21 protein-coding genes are annotated in these 17,758 nt (G+C 45.9%); 17 read left to right on the top strand and 4 right to left on the bottom strand.

Annotated features, from left to right (window positions below):
• Positions 1–1,296 carry a Fe-S-containing protein gene (locus MNV_RS02745; protein ID WP_096203851.1) on the bottom strand — a complete coding sequence of 432 codons (1,296 nt, stop codon included), beginning with the start codon at positions 1,294–1,296 and terminating at the stop codon, positions 1–3.
• Between the two features lie 508 nt (positions 1,297–1,804).
• Between MNV_RS02745 and MNV_RS02740 the strand changes: the two genes are divergently transcribed.
• The 13 genes from MNV_RS02740 to MNV_RS02680 all read left to right on the top strand — a co-directional run bounded on the left by MNV_RS02740 (position 1,805) and on the right by MNV_RS02680 (position 11,364).
• Entirely contained in the window at positions 1,805–2,497 is a 693-nt protein-coding gene (locus MNV_RS02740; protein WP_096203850.1) for an RNase P subunit p30 family protein, read from the top strand.
• Positions 2,494–2,841, top strand: coding sequence for an Rpp14/Pop5 family protein (locus MNV_RS02735; RefSeq protein WP_096203849.1), 348 nt, complete (start codon positions 2,494–2,496; stop codon positions 2,839–2,841). The genes MNV_RS02740 and MNV_RS02735 overlap by 4 nt, the downstream gene beginning before the upstream one ends.
• 203 nt (positions 2,842–3,044) lie before the next feature.
• On the top strand, positions 3,045–3,818 hold the full coding sequence (psmA, locus tag MNV_RS02730) for an archaeal proteasome endopeptidase complex subunit alpha (protein ID WP_096203848.1): 774 nt from the start codon (positions 3,045–3,047) through the stop codon (positions 3,816–3,818).
• Positions 3,819–3,824: 6 nt separating this feature from the next.
• On the top strand, positions 3,825–4,520 hold the full coding sequence (locus MNV_RS02725; RefSeq protein ID WP_096203847.1) for a ribosome assembly factor SBDS: 696 nt from the start codon (positions 3,825–3,827) through the stop codon (positions 4,518–4,520).
• Between the two features lie 5 nt (positions 4,521–4,525).
• Positions 4,526–5,356, top strand: coding sequence for an exosome complex RNA-binding protein Rrp4 (gene rrp4 / locus MNV_RS02720; RefSeq protein WP_096203872.1), 831 nt, complete (start codon positions 4,526–4,528; stop codon positions 5,354–5,356).
• Positions 5,357–5,407: 51 nt separating this feature from the next.
• Positions 5,408–6,139, top strand: a complete 732-nt coding sequence (rrp41, locus tag MNV_RS02715; protein WP_096203846.1) for an exosome complex exonuclease Rrp41 — start codon at positions 5,408–5,410, stop codon at positions 6,137–6,139.
• Positions 6,126–6,911 carry an exosome complex protein Rrp42 gene (rrp42, locus tag MNV_RS02710; protein ID WP_218837869.1) on the top strand — a complete coding sequence of 262 codons (786 nt, stop codon included), beginning with the start codon at positions 6,126–6,128 and terminating at the stop codon, positions 6,909–6,911. Before rrp41 ends, rrp42 begins: the two co-directional genes overlap by 14 nt.
• 2 nt (positions 6,912–6,913) lie before the next feature.
• Positions 6,914–7,264, top strand: coding sequence for a 50S ribosomal protein L37ae (locus MNV_RS02705; protein WP_096203844.1), 351 nt, complete (start codon positions 6,914–6,916; stop codon positions 7,262–7,264).
• 7 nt (positions 7,265–7,271) lie between these two features.
• Complete coding sequence (locus MNV_RS02700) at positions 7,272–7,409, top strand: DNA-directed RNA polymerase subunit P (RefSeq protein WP_081810286.1); 138 nt, start codon at positions 7,272–7,274, stop codon at positions 7,407–7,409.
• A gap of 53 nt (positions 7,410–7,462) precedes the next feature.
• Positions 7,463–7,834, top strand: a complete 372-nt coding sequence (locus MNV_RS02695; protein ID WP_143311595.1) for a hypothetical protein — start codon at positions 7,463–7,465, stop codon at positions 7,832–7,834.
• A complete protein-coding gene (locus tag MNV_RS02690) occupies positions 7,827–8,774 on the top strand; it encodes a Vms1/Ankzf1 family peptidyl-tRNA hydrolase (RefSeq protein WP_096203842.1) in 948 nt (315 codons plus the stop codon). The genes MNV_RS02695 and MNV_RS02690 overlap by 8 nt, the downstream gene beginning before the upstream one ends.
• Before the next feature lie 101 nt (positions 8,775–8,875).
• Complete coding sequence (locus tag MNV_RS02685; protein ID WP_096203841.1) at positions 8,876–10,372, top strand: phospholipase D-like domain-containing protein; 1,497 nt, start codon at positions 8,876–8,878, stop codon at positions 10,370–10,372.
• An 11-nt stretch (positions 10,373–10,383) separates the two neighbouring features.
• Positions 10,384–11,364, top strand: coding sequence for a DNA-methyltransferase (locus tag MNV_RS02680; RefSeq protein WP_096203840.1), 981 nt, complete (start codon positions 10,384–10,386; stop codon positions 11,362–11,364).
• Between the two features lie 34 nt (positions 11,365–11,398).
• On the opposite strand, the gene uppS is transcribed toward MNV_RS02680, so the two are convergent.
• Complete coding sequence (gene uppS / locus MNV_RS02675) at positions 11,399–12,064, bottom strand: polyprenyl diphosphate synthase (RefSeq protein ID WP_096203839.1); 666 nt, start codon at positions 12,062–12,064, stop codon at positions 11,399–11,401.
• Positions 12,065–12,370: 306 nt separating this feature from the next.
• On the opposite strand from uppS, the gene MNV_RS02670 reads away from it, so the two are divergent.
• Complete coding sequence (locus MNV_RS02670; protein ID WP_143311594.1) at positions 12,371–13,636, top strand: patatin-like phospholipase family protein; 1,266 nt, start codon at positions 12,371–12,373, stop codon at positions 13,634–13,636.
• A gap of 126 nt (positions 13,637–13,762) precedes the next feature.
• On the opposite strand, the gene phaC is transcribed toward MNV_RS02670, so the two are convergent.
• Entirely contained in the window at positions 13,763–14,782 is a 1,020-nt protein-coding gene (gene phaC / locus MNV_RS02665) for a class III poly(R)-hydroxyalkanoic acid synthase subunit PhaC (protein WP_096203838.1), read from the bottom strand.
• Positions 14,783–15,128: 346 nt separating this feature from the next.
• Positions 15,129–16,325, bottom strand: coding sequence for an FprA family A-type flavoprotein (locus MNV_RS02660; protein WP_096203837.1), 1,197 nt, complete (start codon positions 16,323–16,325; stop codon positions 15,129–15,131).
• Between the two features lie 104 nt (positions 16,326–16,429).
• Here MNV_RS02660 and MNV_RS02655 point away from each other — a divergent pair, with 104 nt between their 5' ends.
• The 3 genes from MNV_RS02655 to MNV_RS02650 all read left to right on the top strand — a co-directional run bounded on the left by MNV_RS02655 (position 16,430) and on the right by MNV_RS02650 (position 17,754).
• The gene (locus MNV_RS02655) at positions 16,430–16,585 is read left to right on the top strand and encodes a rubredoxin (protein WP_096203836.1); all 156 of its coding nucleotides are present in this window, start codon (positions 16,430–16,432) and stop codon (positions 16,583–16,585) included.
• Positions 16,586–16,599: 14 nt separating this feature from the next.
• On the top strand, positions 16,600–16,752 hold the full coding sequence (locus MNV_RS18890; RefSeq protein WP_179293756.1) for a hypothetical protein: 153 nt from the start codon (positions 16,600–16,602) through the stop codon (positions 16,750–16,752).
• 111 nt (positions 16,753–16,863) lie between these two features.
• On the top strand, positions 16,864–17,754 hold the full coding sequence (locus MNV_RS02650; protein WP_096203835.1) for a radical SAM protein: 891 nt from the start codon (positions 16,864–16,866) through the stop codon (positions 17,752–17,754).
• Positions 17,755–17,758: the final 4 nt, after the last annotated feature.

Below are 17,758 nucleotides of genomic sequence, written 5' to 3'. Positions count from 1 at the left end.
CTACTGGCTCTTGAATAAGCTGGCTTTTTCTCCGATATCTTCGGTTTTTATCACCATCTCGCTGTTCTCCAGCGTGTATTTAAGAGGTATCGGATTACATCCTCCTGCTTCACCTACCGTGTCGCGGTTAATGGGTGCGCCGCAGCGTTTGCATATCAGCTCATCCCCTTCCTGAACATAACCTGCCGCTCCGCAAAGGGCGCAGGCATCGTATGCTACGGCAGGGCTTCCATCGCTTTTCTGTATAGTCAGAATCCTGACATCGGCTTTACCATTGTCCCCGTGCATGGGGCAGCTTTCTCCCGGTGCATGCTGCATGTCGCAGACATATTTGTGCAGGTTCCCATCGGCAACGGAAGCCATGGGAATCTTTACCTGCCCTCCCGTTGTGCTCACTTTTTCAGGTACAGGGTCTATGCCTGACGGAAGGGCTGATATCTGGGAACTGATAAATACAAGTATCAGGGCTACTGCTATAATCCCTCCTGCGATTTTTCTATTCCGCTCTCTTCGTGCAGCACCGAGAGCCTTTCTTTTTTCGATGCCCTCCAGATTTTCGATTTTAGCCTGCCGCCATGGTACCATTACAAACAACAGCACAAGGAAACCAAGCATGATGCCTGTGAATATGATAGAAGCAGGCTCCTTCACAAGCGGACCTATAATACTCATTCCGGTCTGGTTCAAATTTATAATTCCAACCTCTGACCATTCGTGGATTCCGCCTATTATTAACTGGAAGATAATTATGGCGAGCATAACACTCGTTATCTTGAAGAATCTTCCCAGATCCATCCTCAGGCTGCCCTTGATGAACAAATAACCGAACAGAACTGCCAGTACAAGGCCCGCTATTCCTTCCATTACCACAGATAGGCTTGCCTCTTTTGCTGTTGCGGAGAGAAATAATACAATCTCAGCCCCTTCCCTGTATATCATGAAGAAGGTAAGCGCCAGGATTCCGAGCGCCTGCCAGTTACCGAGCGCGCTCTCCACTCCATGCTCAATATCCTGCCTGATATTCTTTGAAGCGCGGTGCATCCAGAGCAGCATCGTAGCCAGGAAAAATGCTGCTATGAAGAACATCAAACCCTCCATGAACTCGCTCCATTCTGCCATGAGCATCTGGATAGCCACGGCTGTCGCTATGCTTCCTGCTACGGCAGCCGCTATGCCGGCATATACATATTTTTTCAGCTCAGGTCTGCTGGATTTACCAAGGTATGCAAGTATAATTCCAACTACCAGAGCAGCTTCTATTCCTTCTCTTAGAGTGATTGTTAGAGTTTCGAACATAATTCTTCCTCTTATTAGGTTTGCCTAATAGACAGTAATGTAACAGTAGATATTAAATATTTCGGTTATCCGAATTATTCAGTTCAATTAACCGGAGACGAACGCAGACATCCGGATAACAAAATGTGCAAAATATCTGCTATCTACACAGGCCGATGGCACTAACGTTTACTGTAGCTGGTAAACTCCTTTTTTACACCATGTTAACCCCCACTCCGATTCCCCGGGCCTGCTATCGTATGCCAAGCGCTTTTGATTGAGGGAGTTGGAGGGGATGGCGCCCGGACAATACTTAACCCGGGTGCTTCTAGGAATTTTATCAGTATAAATATAACGATAGTTCATGAAGTTTTTTTTCAGTTTTTAATGTCCATTTTAGTTTTGTATTGTTTATAAATAGACCTTTGGCTGTATAAACTTATAATTAAATTGATTTTGTAAAAAAAATTATAGCGGAAAGTTGCGTGTGTTTTTATCAAGAATTTCTCTGCTAGCAAAGTTTTACTATATGATAGAATTATTAAGCCGAACAATGTCGCTATTTGATGTCAGGTTCTACGATTTTAATGTCCACTTAATCCCGGAAAGCCAGGATTCGCTTATAATATTTGCATCCGAAGCTAAAAGATACGGGTATTCAGGAATCGCCATAGTCAACTCAAAATTAGATAGTGTGGAAAATATACCAGCTAACTTTTCAGTTTACCGTTCTGTCGAAATATCCTGTAGATCTTCAAAACTCAGGGATGAGATAAAAAAGTACAGGGGAAGCGCGGAAATATTGATAGCAAGGGGCGGGGATGAGGAGTTCAACCGTGCGGCTGTGGAAACGGCGGGGCTTGATATCCTTTTGCAGCCGGCAAAGTTCAATCATGTACTTGCAAAGGCTGCATATGACAATTCTGTTGCCATTGGTTTTAATGCTGGTTCGATCATTCGTCTGCGGGGAGATGCGCGCATCAGGGAATTGAGGATGATGAGGACGAACCTGAAATATACGCGGAAGTACGGATTGGCGATGCTGCTCACTGGCACCCCCTCCTCCCGGTATGACATCCGCTCGCCAAGAGAAATGGCAGCGCTTGCAAGCCTCTTCGGAATGACTGAGGAAGAAGCGGTCGGGTCTATGAGCGCAGCCCCGCTTGATATCCTGAGAAGGAAAAGCCCCGATTATATACAGGAGGGCATCGAGATAATATGAGTTCCCTTCCAACACTGCGCGACAAAAAACGCTATATCGCGTTTGAAATTACCTCAGAGCAAACAATAACCCGGCAGGAAATAGGCGAGGAAACCATGAACTCGATATGTTCACTGTTCGGGGATACGGGAGCAAGCGAGATAAATTTCGGGCTCATGTCATACGACGGGAGATACGGGATTATCCGCTGCGCAAGAGACAGGACCACTGAAACAAGGGCCGCGCTTGCGTGCATGAACAAGATACATGGCAGCAGGGTCTCCATTCAGGTGCTCGGAATATCGGGTACTATTAAAGGAGCAATAGAAAAGTTTATACAGCAGCCACTCAATAAAGAGCCTTGACCGAGAATAGAGAAAACCAATATCCCGTAATACGACCCGTATTTAGATATGGAGATTGCGGGAGATTAATCCGGGCGGAGTAAAAATCGATTCGTAAAAAAACGAAATTGATATATTCCCAGACAATCCTCTTAATGTGAGAATAAAGATAGCAGGAACATAAATAGATATGAATTACGTTTTTGAACTAAGGAGATGAGATAATGCAAATGGCACCCCAGATGGGATATGACAGGGCGATAACAGTATTCAGTCCTGATGGCAGGCTTTTCCAGGTGGAGTACGCACGAGAGGCAGTAAAACGCGGAACAACGGCGGTAGGAATAAAGGCGACCGATGGAGTGGCGTTGCTGGTGGACAAGAGAGTTACAAGCAGATTGCTTGAGGCAGAGTCCATAGAGAAGATTTTCCAGGTAGATGAACATATAGGAGCAGCTACTTCCGGATTGGTGGCTGATGCACGCGCCCTCATAGACCGCGCCCGCGTGGAAGCGCAGATAAACCGGGTCAGTTATGATGAACCAATAGGTGTTGAGACAATATCCAAAAAAATATGCGACTTCAAACAAACATATACTCAATACGGCGGCGTAAGACCCTTTGGGACCGCACTTCTTATTGCAGGGGTAGATGACAGCCGCGCCCGGCTGTTCGAGACCGACCCGAGCGGCGCATTGCTTGAATACAAAGCCACAGGAATAGGCTCGGGACGGACAGAGACAATGGAGGTCTTTGAGAAGAGATATACTAATGATATTAATCTTAACGATGCTATTATTCTCGGGCTTGAGGCACTTTACAGCACTACCGAAGGCGTGTTCAACGCTTCGACAATTGAGGTCGGGGTGATCGAGCTTGCGACAAGGAAATTCAGGAAACTTCAACCCTCCGAAGTAGAAGAATACGTTGATAAGATCATAAAAGCACACGCTTCAGATAGCAAGGGGAAAGGAAAAGAAAAGAAAAAAGAAGAGTGAGTCAATATGGTGGCGCTTGACGAATCAATAATCGCGAGGCTCAAGACCCACGGCAAGACATTCGAGGTTTTTGTTGACCCGGACGGAGCACTGGCTTTTAAAAAAGGCGACCCTGTGAAGATCGAGGACGTTCTGGCGGTTGAGGATGTATTCTCAGACGCAAAGAACGGCGACAGGCCGGCAGAGCAGGATGTTATCAATGCTTTCGGGACTACTGATGCTGTCAGGATCGCAGAAAAAATAATCAATGAAGGGGAGCTTCAGCTTACCACGGAGCAGCGAAGGAAGATACAGGAAGATAAGAAGAAGCAGGTGATCGCTTTTATTGCCCGGAACGCCATAAATCCCCAGACAAAGGCGCCGCATCCCCCTGCGCGCATTGAAACTGCGATGGATGAGGCAGGCATTCATATCGACCCCATGAAGAGCGTGGAAGAACAGGTCGATATCACCATGAAAGCGATACGACCGATAATCCCCATACGGTTTGAGGAAGTGAAGGTCGCGATAAAGCTCCCGTCGGAATATGCTGCAAAAGCATACGGCGGCGTAGCCAAGTTCGGGAACCTGCTAAAGCAGGAATGGCAGAACGACGGTTCGTGGATAGGAGTTATCTCGATACCGGCGGGCATGCAGGATGAACTGTACAGTCTCCTGAACAGGCTCACCAAGGGATCAGCAGAAACGAGGTTAATAAAGTGATGGAAATGGATAAAAAACTAGTTATTCCAGGTGATTTTCTATCTGACGATGCAAAACAGGCGGATGAAGGCACCTACGTTGAGAACGGGAAGGTGTTCTCCTCGGTCTTCGGCATAGCGTCGCTTAAAGACCACATCAGGGTCGTCCCGCTGTCGGGAAAATACATACCAAGAGCTGGCGACATGGTAATAGGCGTTATAAAAGAGATAGCCTTTTCTAACTGGATAGTTGATATCAGGTCGCCTTATGAGGGTTTGCTGCATATCTCGGAGTTCCCCAGGCGGATAGAGAGCTCGGATATGCCCAAATATCTCAATATCGGCGATTCGATAATGACCCTTGTGAGGGATGTGGACGCCAACATGAAAGTCGAGCTGACGCTGAACGACCAGAGATTAAGACCTGTAAAAGAAGGGCGCGTCATCGAAGTGACACCTTCCAAGGTCCCACGATTGATCGGCAGGGGCGGCTCCATGATAGCGATGCTGAAAAATGAGACCGGCTGTAACATATTTATAGGACAGAACGGCAGGGTATGGATCACAGGCAAGGATAAGGGCATGGACCTGGCAGCCAGGGCAATTCTCAAGATAGAAAGAGAGACGCATATCTCCGGCCTGACTGACAGGATAACAAAGTTCCTGAAAGAAGAGAAAGGTGGGAAGCCCAAAGAAAAGGAACCGGAGAAAGAAGAACAGGAGAAAAAAGAACCTGAGCCTGCGGAACAAGAAGAGAAAATGGAAGATGAGAAGGAATCCCTGCCGGCAGAGGAGGAAAAAACTGCTGAGAATAAACCCGGAGGGATACTTGATGAACTCCTCGGTAATGATAAATAGTTCGTTTTTATGACATCTTAAAGAAAGAGGAAGAAAGAGAAGAGGAATTTTATGGCTAAACCAGAAAAGTTAATTGAAAATGGAATTCGCCTTGATGGTAGAAAACCTGATGAGTTAAGGCATATCAAGATCAAAGTAGGCGTTTTAAATAGAGCGGACGGCTCATGTTATTTTGAGTTTGGCGGGAATAAGGTCATCGCGGCTGTTTACGGCCCGAGGGAAGTGCATCCCCGCCACATGCAGAAATCGACCAGCGCAGTTGTGCGATACAGGTATAATATGGCATCGTTCTCGGTCGAGGAGAGGAAGCGTCCCGGACCTGACAGGAGAAGCATAGAAGTATCCAAAGTGAGCCGGGAGTCACTTGAACCTGTGATATTCCAAGAATATTTCCCGCGCTCTGCAATAGATATTTTCGTAGAGGTGCTCCAGGCGGATGCAGGCACCAGGACAGCAGGGATAAACGCAGCATCCATAGCACTCGCGGATGCAGGCATACCGATGAAAAGCCTTGTCTCAGCCTGTGCAGCAGGTAAAATAGATGATACCGTGGTTCTTGACCTGAACAAGGATGAAGATAACTACGGGCAGGCCGATATGCCTATAGCGATGACGCCTGAGGGGAACATTACCCTTCTCCAGATGGACGGTCACCTTACCAGGGAGGAATTCGGGGAAGCGTTTGAGCTTGCAAAGAACGGGTGCAAGGCTATATACGAACTCCAGAGGGCGGCGCTGATGGAGAAATACGCCTCACAGACGGAAGGTGATGTCGTTGAGTAACGAGGTAGTGACAGAGCTCCGTAAAGATTATATTTACAATCTTATGGTCAAGGGGGAGCGCGAGGACGGGCGCGCCTTTGACCAGTACAGGGAAATTACGATAGAAACGAACGTGATTAACAAAGCCGAAGGGTCTGCGCGTGTGCATCTTGGAGATACGGACCTGGTCGTTGGCGTAAAGATCCAGCCTGGCGCACCGTTCCCTGATACCCCGGACATGGGTGTGATAATTACGAATCTTGAGCTTATCCCGCTTGCATCACCTGTATTTGAGGCAGGTCCACCGAGGGAGGACGCGATAGAGCTAGCGAGGGTAGTTGACAGGGGCGTGAGGGAATCCGGCGCTGTTGACCTTTCCAAGCTGTGCATAACACCGGGTGAAAAAGTATGGATGGTGTTTATAGACGTCCATGTTCTGGATGACGGCGGGAACATAATGGATGCAGCCTCACTCGGGGCTGTAGCTGCGCTCCTGACGTCCAAACTTCCCAATAAACGGTACGACCTCGGTGAGGATGCAAGCGTCCCGATGAGGGACGTACCGGTGGCTGTGACAGCGGTAGAGATAGGCGGTTCAATAATGCTTGACCCGTCCCAGGACGAAGAAAGCATAGCCGGGACCAAGCTGACGGTCACTTCCAACCAGACTGGGGCAATATCGGCCATGCAGAAGAGCGGAGTACATCCCCTCACCACGGAGCAGATAAATTATATAGTGGATATTGCAATTGAGAAGGCAAAAGAAATCAGAGAGAAGTTCCTGGTGATATAATCATGGCAGAAATCAAAAAGAAAGGAAGGAAATCAAGGTCCGCCGGCAGGTTCGGTACCAGGTACGGAACCAAAAACAGAAAGCTCGTGGCAGATATCGAAGAAAAGACGAATGCGGATTATGCATGCTCAAAATGCGGCGCGATAAAGGTAAAAAGGGTCGGTACGGGGATATGGCAGTGCGCCAAGTGCAAAGCCACGTTCGCAGGCGGCTCTTACATACCACAGACCTCGGCGCACCTTACGGTCCTGAGAGCTGTCCAGGGTGAGAGAGTTGCGATCATGCCTGCCAGCGAATCTGTGCCTGCTGCTGAAACCAAACCAGCCGGTGAAGCCCGGAAGCCAGAAGAATAAGGTAGATATGGTCTATAAATGTACCCGCTGCAAGCGGCCGGTCGAAATCGACTATCAGTACAGCGGCATCCGCTGTCCCTACTGCGGACACCGCATCCTGGTCAAGGAAAGACCCGTGCTTGTCAAGCGCGTTAAAGCCGAATGATAATTACCACGGCGCGTAAACCTTCTTCAAAAACACGCATATTCTGCAAGCATTTGAGCAGGTTTACAGGCTGGGAGTACGTTACCCGCGGGAAAACCAGCCTGGAGATGCTTGCGGATGAACCTTTTTTATTGGTGGGCGAGCATAAAGGGAACCCGGGGAGCTTTAACTTTTATACGAACGGGAGTTCCGTCCTCTCCATATATTTCAGCGTTTCAACGGAAAAAGATACCAGGCCCGGCGAGGAGCCGACCGTGGAAGGAGAATCTCCCCTGGCAAGTGCTTTTAGCAAAGCATCAGGGTTAAAGATGGAAGGAACTTCAGAAAGGATTATCCGTGTGAACGATAAAATCGAATTTATTGATAAAGATACACCCGTTATCATCTTAAAAGTGCTCGGCAAGAGAGGCGAAGGGATTGTTTGACCTGTTCAAAAAAGACGAGTTAAATGCTCTGAAAGCGGAAATAACCCGGCTTGAGGAAGAGAACAGGACACTCCTGCTCCGGCTTGAAAAAAGGGACGAAAAAGCAAAGAAAACGGTCGCGACAAAACAGGAAGTTGACCGGGAGCTGAATGAAGCGAGGCAGAAGGTCTCTTCACTTGAGAGCGAGATACAGAAACTTAAAAAAGAAACTACAGGTGAGTTGAAATTCCGTTTTTCTGAGAACCTGTCCCGGAACAGGTTTGAGGATATCCTTTTCCTGCTCGGCTCATTGCAATCAGCGACTTCCACACTGATAACCATCTATCTGGCAAAAGATGATAACTTTAAGGATATTGCGAAGGATGCAGTTTCCGAAATTGAGAATTCAGACCTTTACCTGATAGAGAAAATAGACTCATCGACAGGAAAGGTTGTTTTTTATGATACTGACAGGATTATCAAACAGGTGGTAATCCCAGCATTTCCCGTAACGCATTCTAATTATTCACTTGACAGGCGCTTTAACGTCGAGCCGTTAAAAAAGAACCTGGCGGGTGAAAAAGCGCTGGTTATCAATGCCCATGCAGGCGAGACCTTCATAGGTATTATCGAGGCTGAGACTTTTGTTGAACACGAGGTCATAAGAAGCAGTGTGATGGGGAAACACTCGAAAGGCGGCTGGAGCCAGAAGCGCTTCCAGAGCCTGGTTGAAGAGGACATCAGGCATCATGCAGATAAGGTAAGAGAGGCGCTTCTCCCGATGGTCGGGAGGCATAAGGATATACGGTACGTAATCGCAGGCGGCGAGGGGAGGCTGGTAAAGCTGGTCACGGAAGGGTATGAATATCCGCTGATAATGAAGAGTTTGGAGGCGGTTTCGAAGAAGAACGCTGAGCAGGTATTGAGGGAAGTGATGGCGGTGAGGGTGTATGGGATATGAATGTACAGACCTGCATAAAAAGCATGTAGGGTCTCAAATAGAAGAATGTATATACAAATAATTCGTTTAGACTATCAAACTGGCAGGGTACATGGAGAAAAATGAAAGTATTTGAATTCGGCACAAATGTAATTAACAGAATAATTGACGAATTACACGATGCAGAGGAATTCATTCGAATTGCTGTTTTTCAGATACATAACCAAGAGGTATTCAATGTTTTAAACGACAAATTAAGCGATGGAGTCAGGGTTGAAATCTTAACACTTCCTTACGACAGTATTAACGCGGATATCCGAAATGAAGTTACTAATCAGCTTCAAAATATTGAAAGAAACGGTGCAAGGCTTTATTTTTGTAAATGGAATGTAGGAGATCCAGAAAGAACCACAACCGCTGTTGGTAGATGGTATTCATTTCATGGGAAATTTATTGTAACAGATAAGAGTGCCATCGCGCTATCAGCGAACTTCACTCAAACTCAAGAGCTTGATGCAGTATTAATTTTTAAAGGTGAGCTAAATAAAATTGAAGAATACAATAATAAATTCGAGGAACTTGTTGATTTATTTATTAGGGAAAATTCAGGGTATAGCGGAACTATTCAACAAAAAATAATGGATGTAGATAATAATTCTTCGTTATTCGAATTACCTAGAGTCATAGAAACAGAAACGCACAGGAACCATTGGATCAGTCATTATCCCTCACTCCTTTGCCCTGCCAATGTGCCAATAGAAGATAAATTATATTTGGCACCCTTTGATTGCAGAGGACGCAACTTTTTCATGTCAATAATTTCGAGCGCGTCGGAATTTGCATATATTTCAGCAGAAAGTTTTACAGATACGGATTTTTCTTCTTTTTTAGTTAAAATGCGGTTGAAAGGGCTTGATATCAGAGTATTAAGCGGCGCAACCAGCATGGATTTTCAGGATAGAATGAACAATATGCTTCGTGAACTTCTATCCCAAAATATTGGTATTCGAACGATTGAAGATATTCATGCAAAACTCATCATTACAGATAAACATCTGATTGTCAGTTCAGTTAATCTTAACAAGATGAATCTTGGATTCAATAAAACTAACCAATATTGGAGGGAAAACACAGAATCAATTTTGGTTTGCAGCGATGCAGAAATTTTAGAGCAGGCTAAATCTCAATATCTTGCTATCTATGATGAAAGTATTGATATTGAAAACAAGTTAGCAGAAAAAATTGAAAATTTTGTCGGCGATATGCTTACTTCGAGATTTGACCTCCGATCAAAGCAAGAAGTAAAGGTGCTTTTTGCACGGTTGATTATCAGGAAAGAAATCGAAGTTAAAAAATTTGTTTTTGAGATAGGTAAAATTACTGCGAAGTTGATGAAAGTTTTCAATAAAAATATGGTTGATAAAAATGACTTTATCTCAGCGTTGATACTTTACTATTTATCTGAAAGAAAACATGACACCGCTGATTTAAATGAAAAATTGAATATTTTGAATACTGAAATTGATTTGAATAATTTGCTTTCACGATTACTGGATAAAAATTTGATTGAGAAAGTTGATGATTTTTATAAACTCAAATTAGACTCTTTGCTAAGGTGAAGGTTGAGAAGATGAGATGTGAAATAATCCAAGCGGATTGCGAACAGTTCCTTAAACAAGCATCATCTGAAAGTTTTGATTTAACATTCCTTGATCCGCCATTCAACCAGGGTAAGGAATATAATATCCACAATGACGAAATGTCTGAATCAGATTACTGGAACTGGATGAAAAGGGTCTGTAAATTAATTTATGATTGTACATCCGATGGCGGCGCCGTTTACTTTATGCAAAGGGAAAAAAATGCACAATATGTACTGGAATCTTTGCAATCAACAGGCTGGACTTTTCAGAATTTGATAATCTGGAAGAAAAAAACATCGGCTGTCCCATGCGATGCCCGATTCGGCAAGCATTATCAAATCATAGCCTTTGCCACGAAAGGTAAAATACCGCGTATTTTCAATAAATTGAGGATTGATCCGCCGTTATTGGTCACAGAAAAGTATGAGCGACCAAAAGGATTGTATGTCACTGATGTATGGGATGATATAAGGGAGCTTACCTCCGGTTATTTTGCGGGCGATGAGCCGTTGCGGTTGAATAATGGAGAGCGTTTGCATAAACAGCAGTCACCTGTTCAATTACTTACCAGAATAATTCTTTCTTCCTCTAATGTTGGGGACATGGTTTTTGACCCCTTCGCGGGCACTGGAACAACGCTTGCTGTGGCAAAACGATTACAGCGCGATTCGCTTGGGATAGAGATTGATCCCGTTAATGTTTCTTTTATTAAAGATAGGCTCTATAAAGAAAGGGAAAGCGATAATATACTGAAATACCGCTGTGATTATTTCTTTACTGACAATTTAGATGATATCTGGCCATTGAATGCCTCAGATAAAATTGATAAAAAATTAGAAGAAAAATACAGGCTAAAGCTAAAGAAATACGAAATTAAGAATGCTCAGACCCAGCTTGCACTTCTTGAGAAACAGAAAGAATATTTGATAAATAAAACGAAAACAAAGGGCGAAGCGCCTTATAGCTGACAGAGCTCTCCCGTTTGAGATAAGCCTAAAGCAATCATCCGCCCAGGGTCACATCCTGCACCTCGTACCACTTCAGAGCCTCATGCAGCTGGCACGGCTTGAAATCCGGCCACATCTCTTTAACGATATAAATATCTGCATAAGCCGATTGTACAGGAAGGAATCCGCTAAGACGCCTCCGCTCACCCCAGCGTATAAGAAGATCAACCCTGGAGACATCCTTTGACCCTATATTCTTCAGTATATCCTGTTTCCTCAGGCGCTTATTCCCGGAGTTCACAAGAGCCATATTGAGATCCCATTTCCAGCTATAGTTGATAAGAAAGTTCAGCTTCATCTTCTGTTCCCTGTTCTCCTGCGGTACCGTGAACACTTTAAGCTCCTCGGGGAAAAAGGGCGATGATGCATCCCCTACAGCCAGGATCGAGACATCCTTGTTCTTTATCCAGTTTAGGAACTTTAGAAAGGCGTTCTGGAAGGCAGCGATCTGTTTTCTTGGGCGGAACGTGTTCTCCTGGGTGAATATGTAGATAGACACTTCCGGGATGCCAAGCTTCCGCACCTCCTCAAAGAGCATTTTCCCGGGCTCGATACCGTATTCATATCCATCTTCCTTTTGCAGACCTTTCGCAACAGCCCAGCGGCGGTTCCCGTCAGGTATGATACCTATGTGCTTTGGCATACGCTTTAATTTCAGCATTAATATCCCCCAATGTCCGAAGTCACCTGCGGGTGATCCCTTTTTATGGTGAAGCACATCAATACTATCTGGTTACCCCACATTCTTCTATATAGTCTCAAACGTTATATATGCCTGTCGTCGCTCAAAAGTGTTATTTCCCCTGCACAGCAAATGCACCGCGTAAGCATTAAATAAGATTGGAATTAATGATTAATTACAGATTTTGTTTAATCAGTGTCTATGAAAGGGGATGTGTTTATTGATGTCATTAAAGGTAACTCCATACTTACGTATATATCCAGATGAAAATATCGTTGAAATGGGGTGGTAATCATTACTCTGGCATTTGTACTTGGCGCCGGGGGAACGCGCGGTGATTTTCAAGTCGGAGCGCTGCAATTCTTAAACAGCCGCGGGATTCGCCCGGATATGATTTGCGGCACTTCCATCGGGGCGATCAACGGGCTTGTGCTGGCTGAGGGCGGTATTGAGAAATTAGTAGCGTTATGGAAAAGTTTCAGGAAAATTGATGATATGTATACGGAGGAGCCGTGGTTAAGGGCGCTTAAACCGATAACGGGACAGCTTTACCGTATGACCTCGGCTGATGCCGTTTCCACAATGGCAGGCCGGATGATGAAATACATGCTGTTCCCACCTGCGTTATTCTTCGATGCAGTTAATTTCTGGACAGGGCTTACAGAAGTAATGTCTGCGCCATGCGGATATGGACAGTTAAAATCCTTTTTCAACTTTTCACCGACTGAAGGGAAACTGCGTTCCCGGCTTGACCTTGATAAAGTGCGCAGGTCTGGAATTAAACTTCTCATAACAGTGGTAGGTCTTGAAAGCGGTGAGGTGCGGTACGTAAACGAATCGGGGCATTTCTCAGATGGAGAGGATCCAGGTAGACAAATCGACTTAATAGATGCGGTCCTGGCTTCATCCTCGATACCCGGATTGTTCCCTCCTGTTAAATTATACTCCGAGAACTATGTTGATGGCGGTATGAGAGAGATGCTTCCTGTGGAAGCGGCTATTTCCCTTGGAGCTACGGAGGTATATGCGGTCACCTGCTCAAAAGCCGGGGTAGGCATATTGTGGTCGTTCGATAACAGCAATATGATAGATATTACGCTTCGCGCCACAATGGATATTGCGCTGGATGAGATACAACGGAAGAACGCATATCCGCCCCGCGGCTGGGGAGTGGACTTTAAGCTGATACAGCCTACATTGGGAACACATGATATCCTGGCGATTGAGCCCGGCATGATATCGATAAGCATGGCATATGGCTACATGCGGGCTTTTGATGTCGTGGAGGGGAGCAGTGATCCCGGGAAATTTGAGAACCTAAAAAGGACTTCAGATGGTATCACGCGGCTGAGGTTGCAGCTCTGGAAAATGGAGCACAGGGATAACGGTGGACACGGGCACGTCGGGACGTTATCTATCATGGAACCGGAAATTTCATCCGTCCCTGATCACCACCATCACATCCATAAACTGAAGCAGGACATGAAAGTTCTGGTCGATGAGCGTCTACAGTTCGGGGATGATGCTGTTCCTCCTGGTGTGGAAACATGATGAGATATGCATCAGAATGAAAAAATTCATTTTGCGCTCATCGCTTCATCTTTTTGTTCTCACAGAATATTGCGGAGTGGAAAGAAAAGGCTTTAGATGATGATTGTAGAGAACTTCTTCTATCGTTCAGAAAGACCTTGGCTTCAGCCATTCTGTGATCATAGGACAGACATCCTTCTGGGATTCGTAGCCCACAAATATGCCTATATGCCCTGTGGGGAAAATCGCCATTGTTTTATCCGCGCTCGATACGGCATCGTTCAGCGGTATGCTTGATTCGTTGGGAATGAAATTGTCGTACTTTGCCATGATGTTAAGTAAAGGCATGGTGATATCTTTTAAATTAATCATCTGCCCGTCTATTTCCATCTCGTTCTTTATAAGGAGGTTTTTCTGGTAGCAGTCTTTAATGAACTGCCTGTAGGCTTCTCCAGCCTGTCCAGGATTGTCCGAACCCCATTTCATCATCCTTAAAAAAGTCCTGACGCTCTCCCCGTCCTGCCGCCGGCATTTTATGTCATCAGGCTCGCAATCAACCCTGTCATATACGCCTGAATACAGGTCGATAATATTCCTGAGGGGATCTACAAAAAAATACCCTATGTTCATTAATTCCCCCGGCACTATACCATAGTAATCCACAAGCCTGTCCACATCCATGCTCTTTGACCAGATGTTAAGAAGACTTTTATCCGTGTCAAAATTCACAGGCGTGTTCAGTACAACAAGGTTCTTAACTTTTTCGGGATGCAGTACAGAGTATATCAGAGAAAGGACCCCGCCATGGCATACGCCTATTAGCGTTACCTTGTCTATGCCCGATAGTTCCATTATCCTGTCAATTGCGCTATTTAAATAACCATTCACGTAGTCGTTGAGCGTGAGGTGCCTGTCATCGCCCGAGGGATATCCCCAGTCAACGATATAAGTATCAAAACCTTCATCCAGCAGCTTCCTCACCACGCTTTTATCTGGCTGTAGATCCATGATATAGTAGCGGTTAACAAATGCGTAAACTATGAATACCGGAACCGGGTGTTGTTTTTTTACAGTCGGAAGATAATGAAGAAGCCTCATCTTGTTCTCGCTATAGACAATCTCGAAAGGCGTTGTCCCGACTGAAATCCCGGCGTATGGTTCAGGCAATTTATGACCTCATCTTCCCCCTATTAAGATAATTACCGTCTCGTCTTATAGATTTCGTTCACAGGCACTTACCAGAGCCAGCCCGAAACGGATATAACCGAAAGAAATAATACACATATCCAATATCCTATATTCGAGGTTCAACCCATGCCATCTGATAAATGCAGCTTCTGTTCAGACGAAAAATGTGTCGCAGCAGACCTGTCTCCCTGCGATTTCCAGGGAGATAACTTCAAGGAGTGCCTGCGATACCGTCTTTATTTTATAAGACCGCAATCCATGCAACTTCGTTAGCCCGAGTCGCGCATCGTGAGGGCGTGCACCGCGGGCATACGTAGATACGGCACTAAGCTTTAATCATCGAAGCTATCTTCTGCCCCATAGCATAGCACTTAGCCATGTCCTGCCCGTCAGGTCTGAAATTGACTTCCAGCGACTCGACCGGCTCGTATCCCGACGACTTCAGTTTCTCGTTCACCGCCCTCACTGCCCCGCCTGCCCAGCCGTAGGAGCCGAAGGTCGCCCAGAGCTTGTTCTTCGGCCGCAGGCCCATCAGGTAGGTAAGAAAGCCTCCCACAGTGGGGAACATCCCATTGTGCAGCGTCGGCGAACCTATAATAATTGCCCTGTTTTCAAGCACTTCCTTTACTATTTCGCTCCATTCATTCCTGCGCAGGTGGAAAAGCGATACCTCAACGCCCGAATCAGCTACTCCCCTCAGGATTTCCTGAGCCATTATCTCGGTGCTGTTCCACATGGTATCATAAATGATAAGCACTTTCTGTTTTGAAGCTCCCTTTGCCCAGGAAAGATACGCATCGATTATTTTGTTCGGGTTCTTCCATATCATGCCGTGCGATGGCGCTATCATTTTTATCTCGATGCCGAGTTTCTGGATCTCCTCTAATTTTTTAAGGATAATACCTCCAAAAGGCATCAGGATATTGGCATAATACTTCGCCGCTTCGTCCATCACCGTATCGCATTCGTACCCTATAAGGGTGCACATCTCATCATCGAACCGGAACGATGTGGCAAGGTGCTGCCCGAACCCGTCGTTGGAAAGAAGTATTTTATCTTCCTTCAGGTAAGTGAACATGCTGTCAGGCCAGTGGAGCATCGGCACGGTGATAAAGAACAGCGTCTTTTTACCAAGCGCCAGTTCATCGCCCGTTTTGACCGTCCTGAAATTCCAGTCTCCCCTGTAATGCCGGAGCAAACCCTCTTTTCCCTTTTCAGTAGCTATGACCTGCGCGTTCGTTGCTATTTTCATGATATCAGGCAGGGAACCGGAATGGTCCATCTCAACGTGGTTTGAGATGACGTAATCTATCTTCGAAGGGTCTACGATCTCTTTTATCCTTTCGACCATCTCCCCGCCAAAGCCGTGTTTCACGGTATCCACAAGCGCTATTTTTTCATCCACTATCAGGTAAGCATTGTACGTCCCCCCGCGCGGCGTGGTATAGCCGTGAAAATCCCGCAGGTTCCAGTCCACGACACCTACCCAGTAAACTCCGTCTATTAATTGTACTTTAGTCATTATACTCTCCATATCGTTAATTATTTAATGTTATAGAATTATAGCTTTTGGTTAGAGGAGAACAACTATATAATAAACGCGATTAAGCCATTTGGAGGCAAAAAATGATAAAATACAGATGCACCGTCTGCGGGTATGTATATGACCCGGAAGTTGGAGATGTCCCAAGGATAAAGCCGGGGACTGAATTTTCAGACCTGCCTGATGACTGGGTATGTCCGCAGTGTGGTGTAGGCAAGGATATGTTTGAAAGAATGTAAGGGAGGTGAGGAATGTGTGCAGTGTCGGCGACATGTTTGACGTGGACATCTCGGGTGATGCCACAATGTGTGAGTACGTATGCAGCGACTGCGGCAAGGAGTTCAAGGGAATAGGGAAGAACCTTCGCTGTCCAAGGTGCCATTCAACGAACGTTAAGGTCAAATAACGGTAGATTTATTAATTAACAGGTTTTTTAGGGTAACATTCGGGAAAACACCTATATAGTATCAATGCCAGATATCGATTCGTATATACACGAACAAAAAATGAGAATAGTATGAAACAGGAACGCTGGGGAAACATCGGTTCAAAATTCGCGCATCTAACCAGTGTACACCCCTGCTACAATGAAAAAGCGCATTTCACAACGGCGAGGATCCACCTGCCCGTGGCGCCGCGATGCAACATCCAGTGCAATTACTGCATCAGGAAACTGGATAAATGCGAGCACAGGCCAGGGGTTGCGGGCAGCATTCTCAATCCGCAGGAAGCTCTCGTGAGGGTTGACAAATACATAAAAGAAATGCCCCACCTGCGCGTGGTAGGGATCGCCGGTCCCGGCGAATCGCTGGCGAATGAAGAGACCTTTGAGACCCTGCGCCTTGTGCATGAAAAGTACCCGCAGCTTATAAAATGCGTCGCCAGCAACGGGCTTCTTCTCCCTGAAAAAGCCGAGAGGCTGGTTGAGGTGGGTGTGACCAGCGTGACCGTTACCATAAACGCAGTCGACCCTGAGATCGGCGCGAAGATATACTCGTTCGTACGCTACCATGATAAGACCTATAAAGGCGTTGAAGGCGCTCGGTTGCTGATCGAGAACCAGTTCCTGGGAGTGAAGAAAGCAAGCGAGGCAGGACTGAACGTCAAGGTGAACACTGTGCTTATTCCCGAAATTAATTTTGAGCAGATAAAAGAAGTAGCCAGAAGGTCGGCGGAAAACGGCGCCATACTGATGAACATAATCCCCCTGATACCACTTAATAAATTTGAGAAAGAAAGGGCGCCGGAATGTGATGAACTTACCATAGCAAGGACTATAGCCGAGGAGTTCATGCCCCAGTTCCGGCTGTGCAGGCAGTGCCGCGCCGATGCCATAGGAATTCCGGGCTTTGAGCCGTGCGGCTCACCGGTGCAGCAGCGCGCGAGCGGTGAATATTACCACGCATAAGGAT

The sequence above is a fragment of the Candidatus Methanoperedens nitratireducens genome, assembly GCF_900196725.1.
Classification (GTDB): domain Archaea; phylum Halobacteriota; class Methanosarcinia; order Methanosarcinales; family Methanoperedenaceae; genus Methanoperedens; species Methanoperedens nitroreducens_A.
This window is presented reverse-complemented; position numbering and strand designations above follow the sequence as displayed.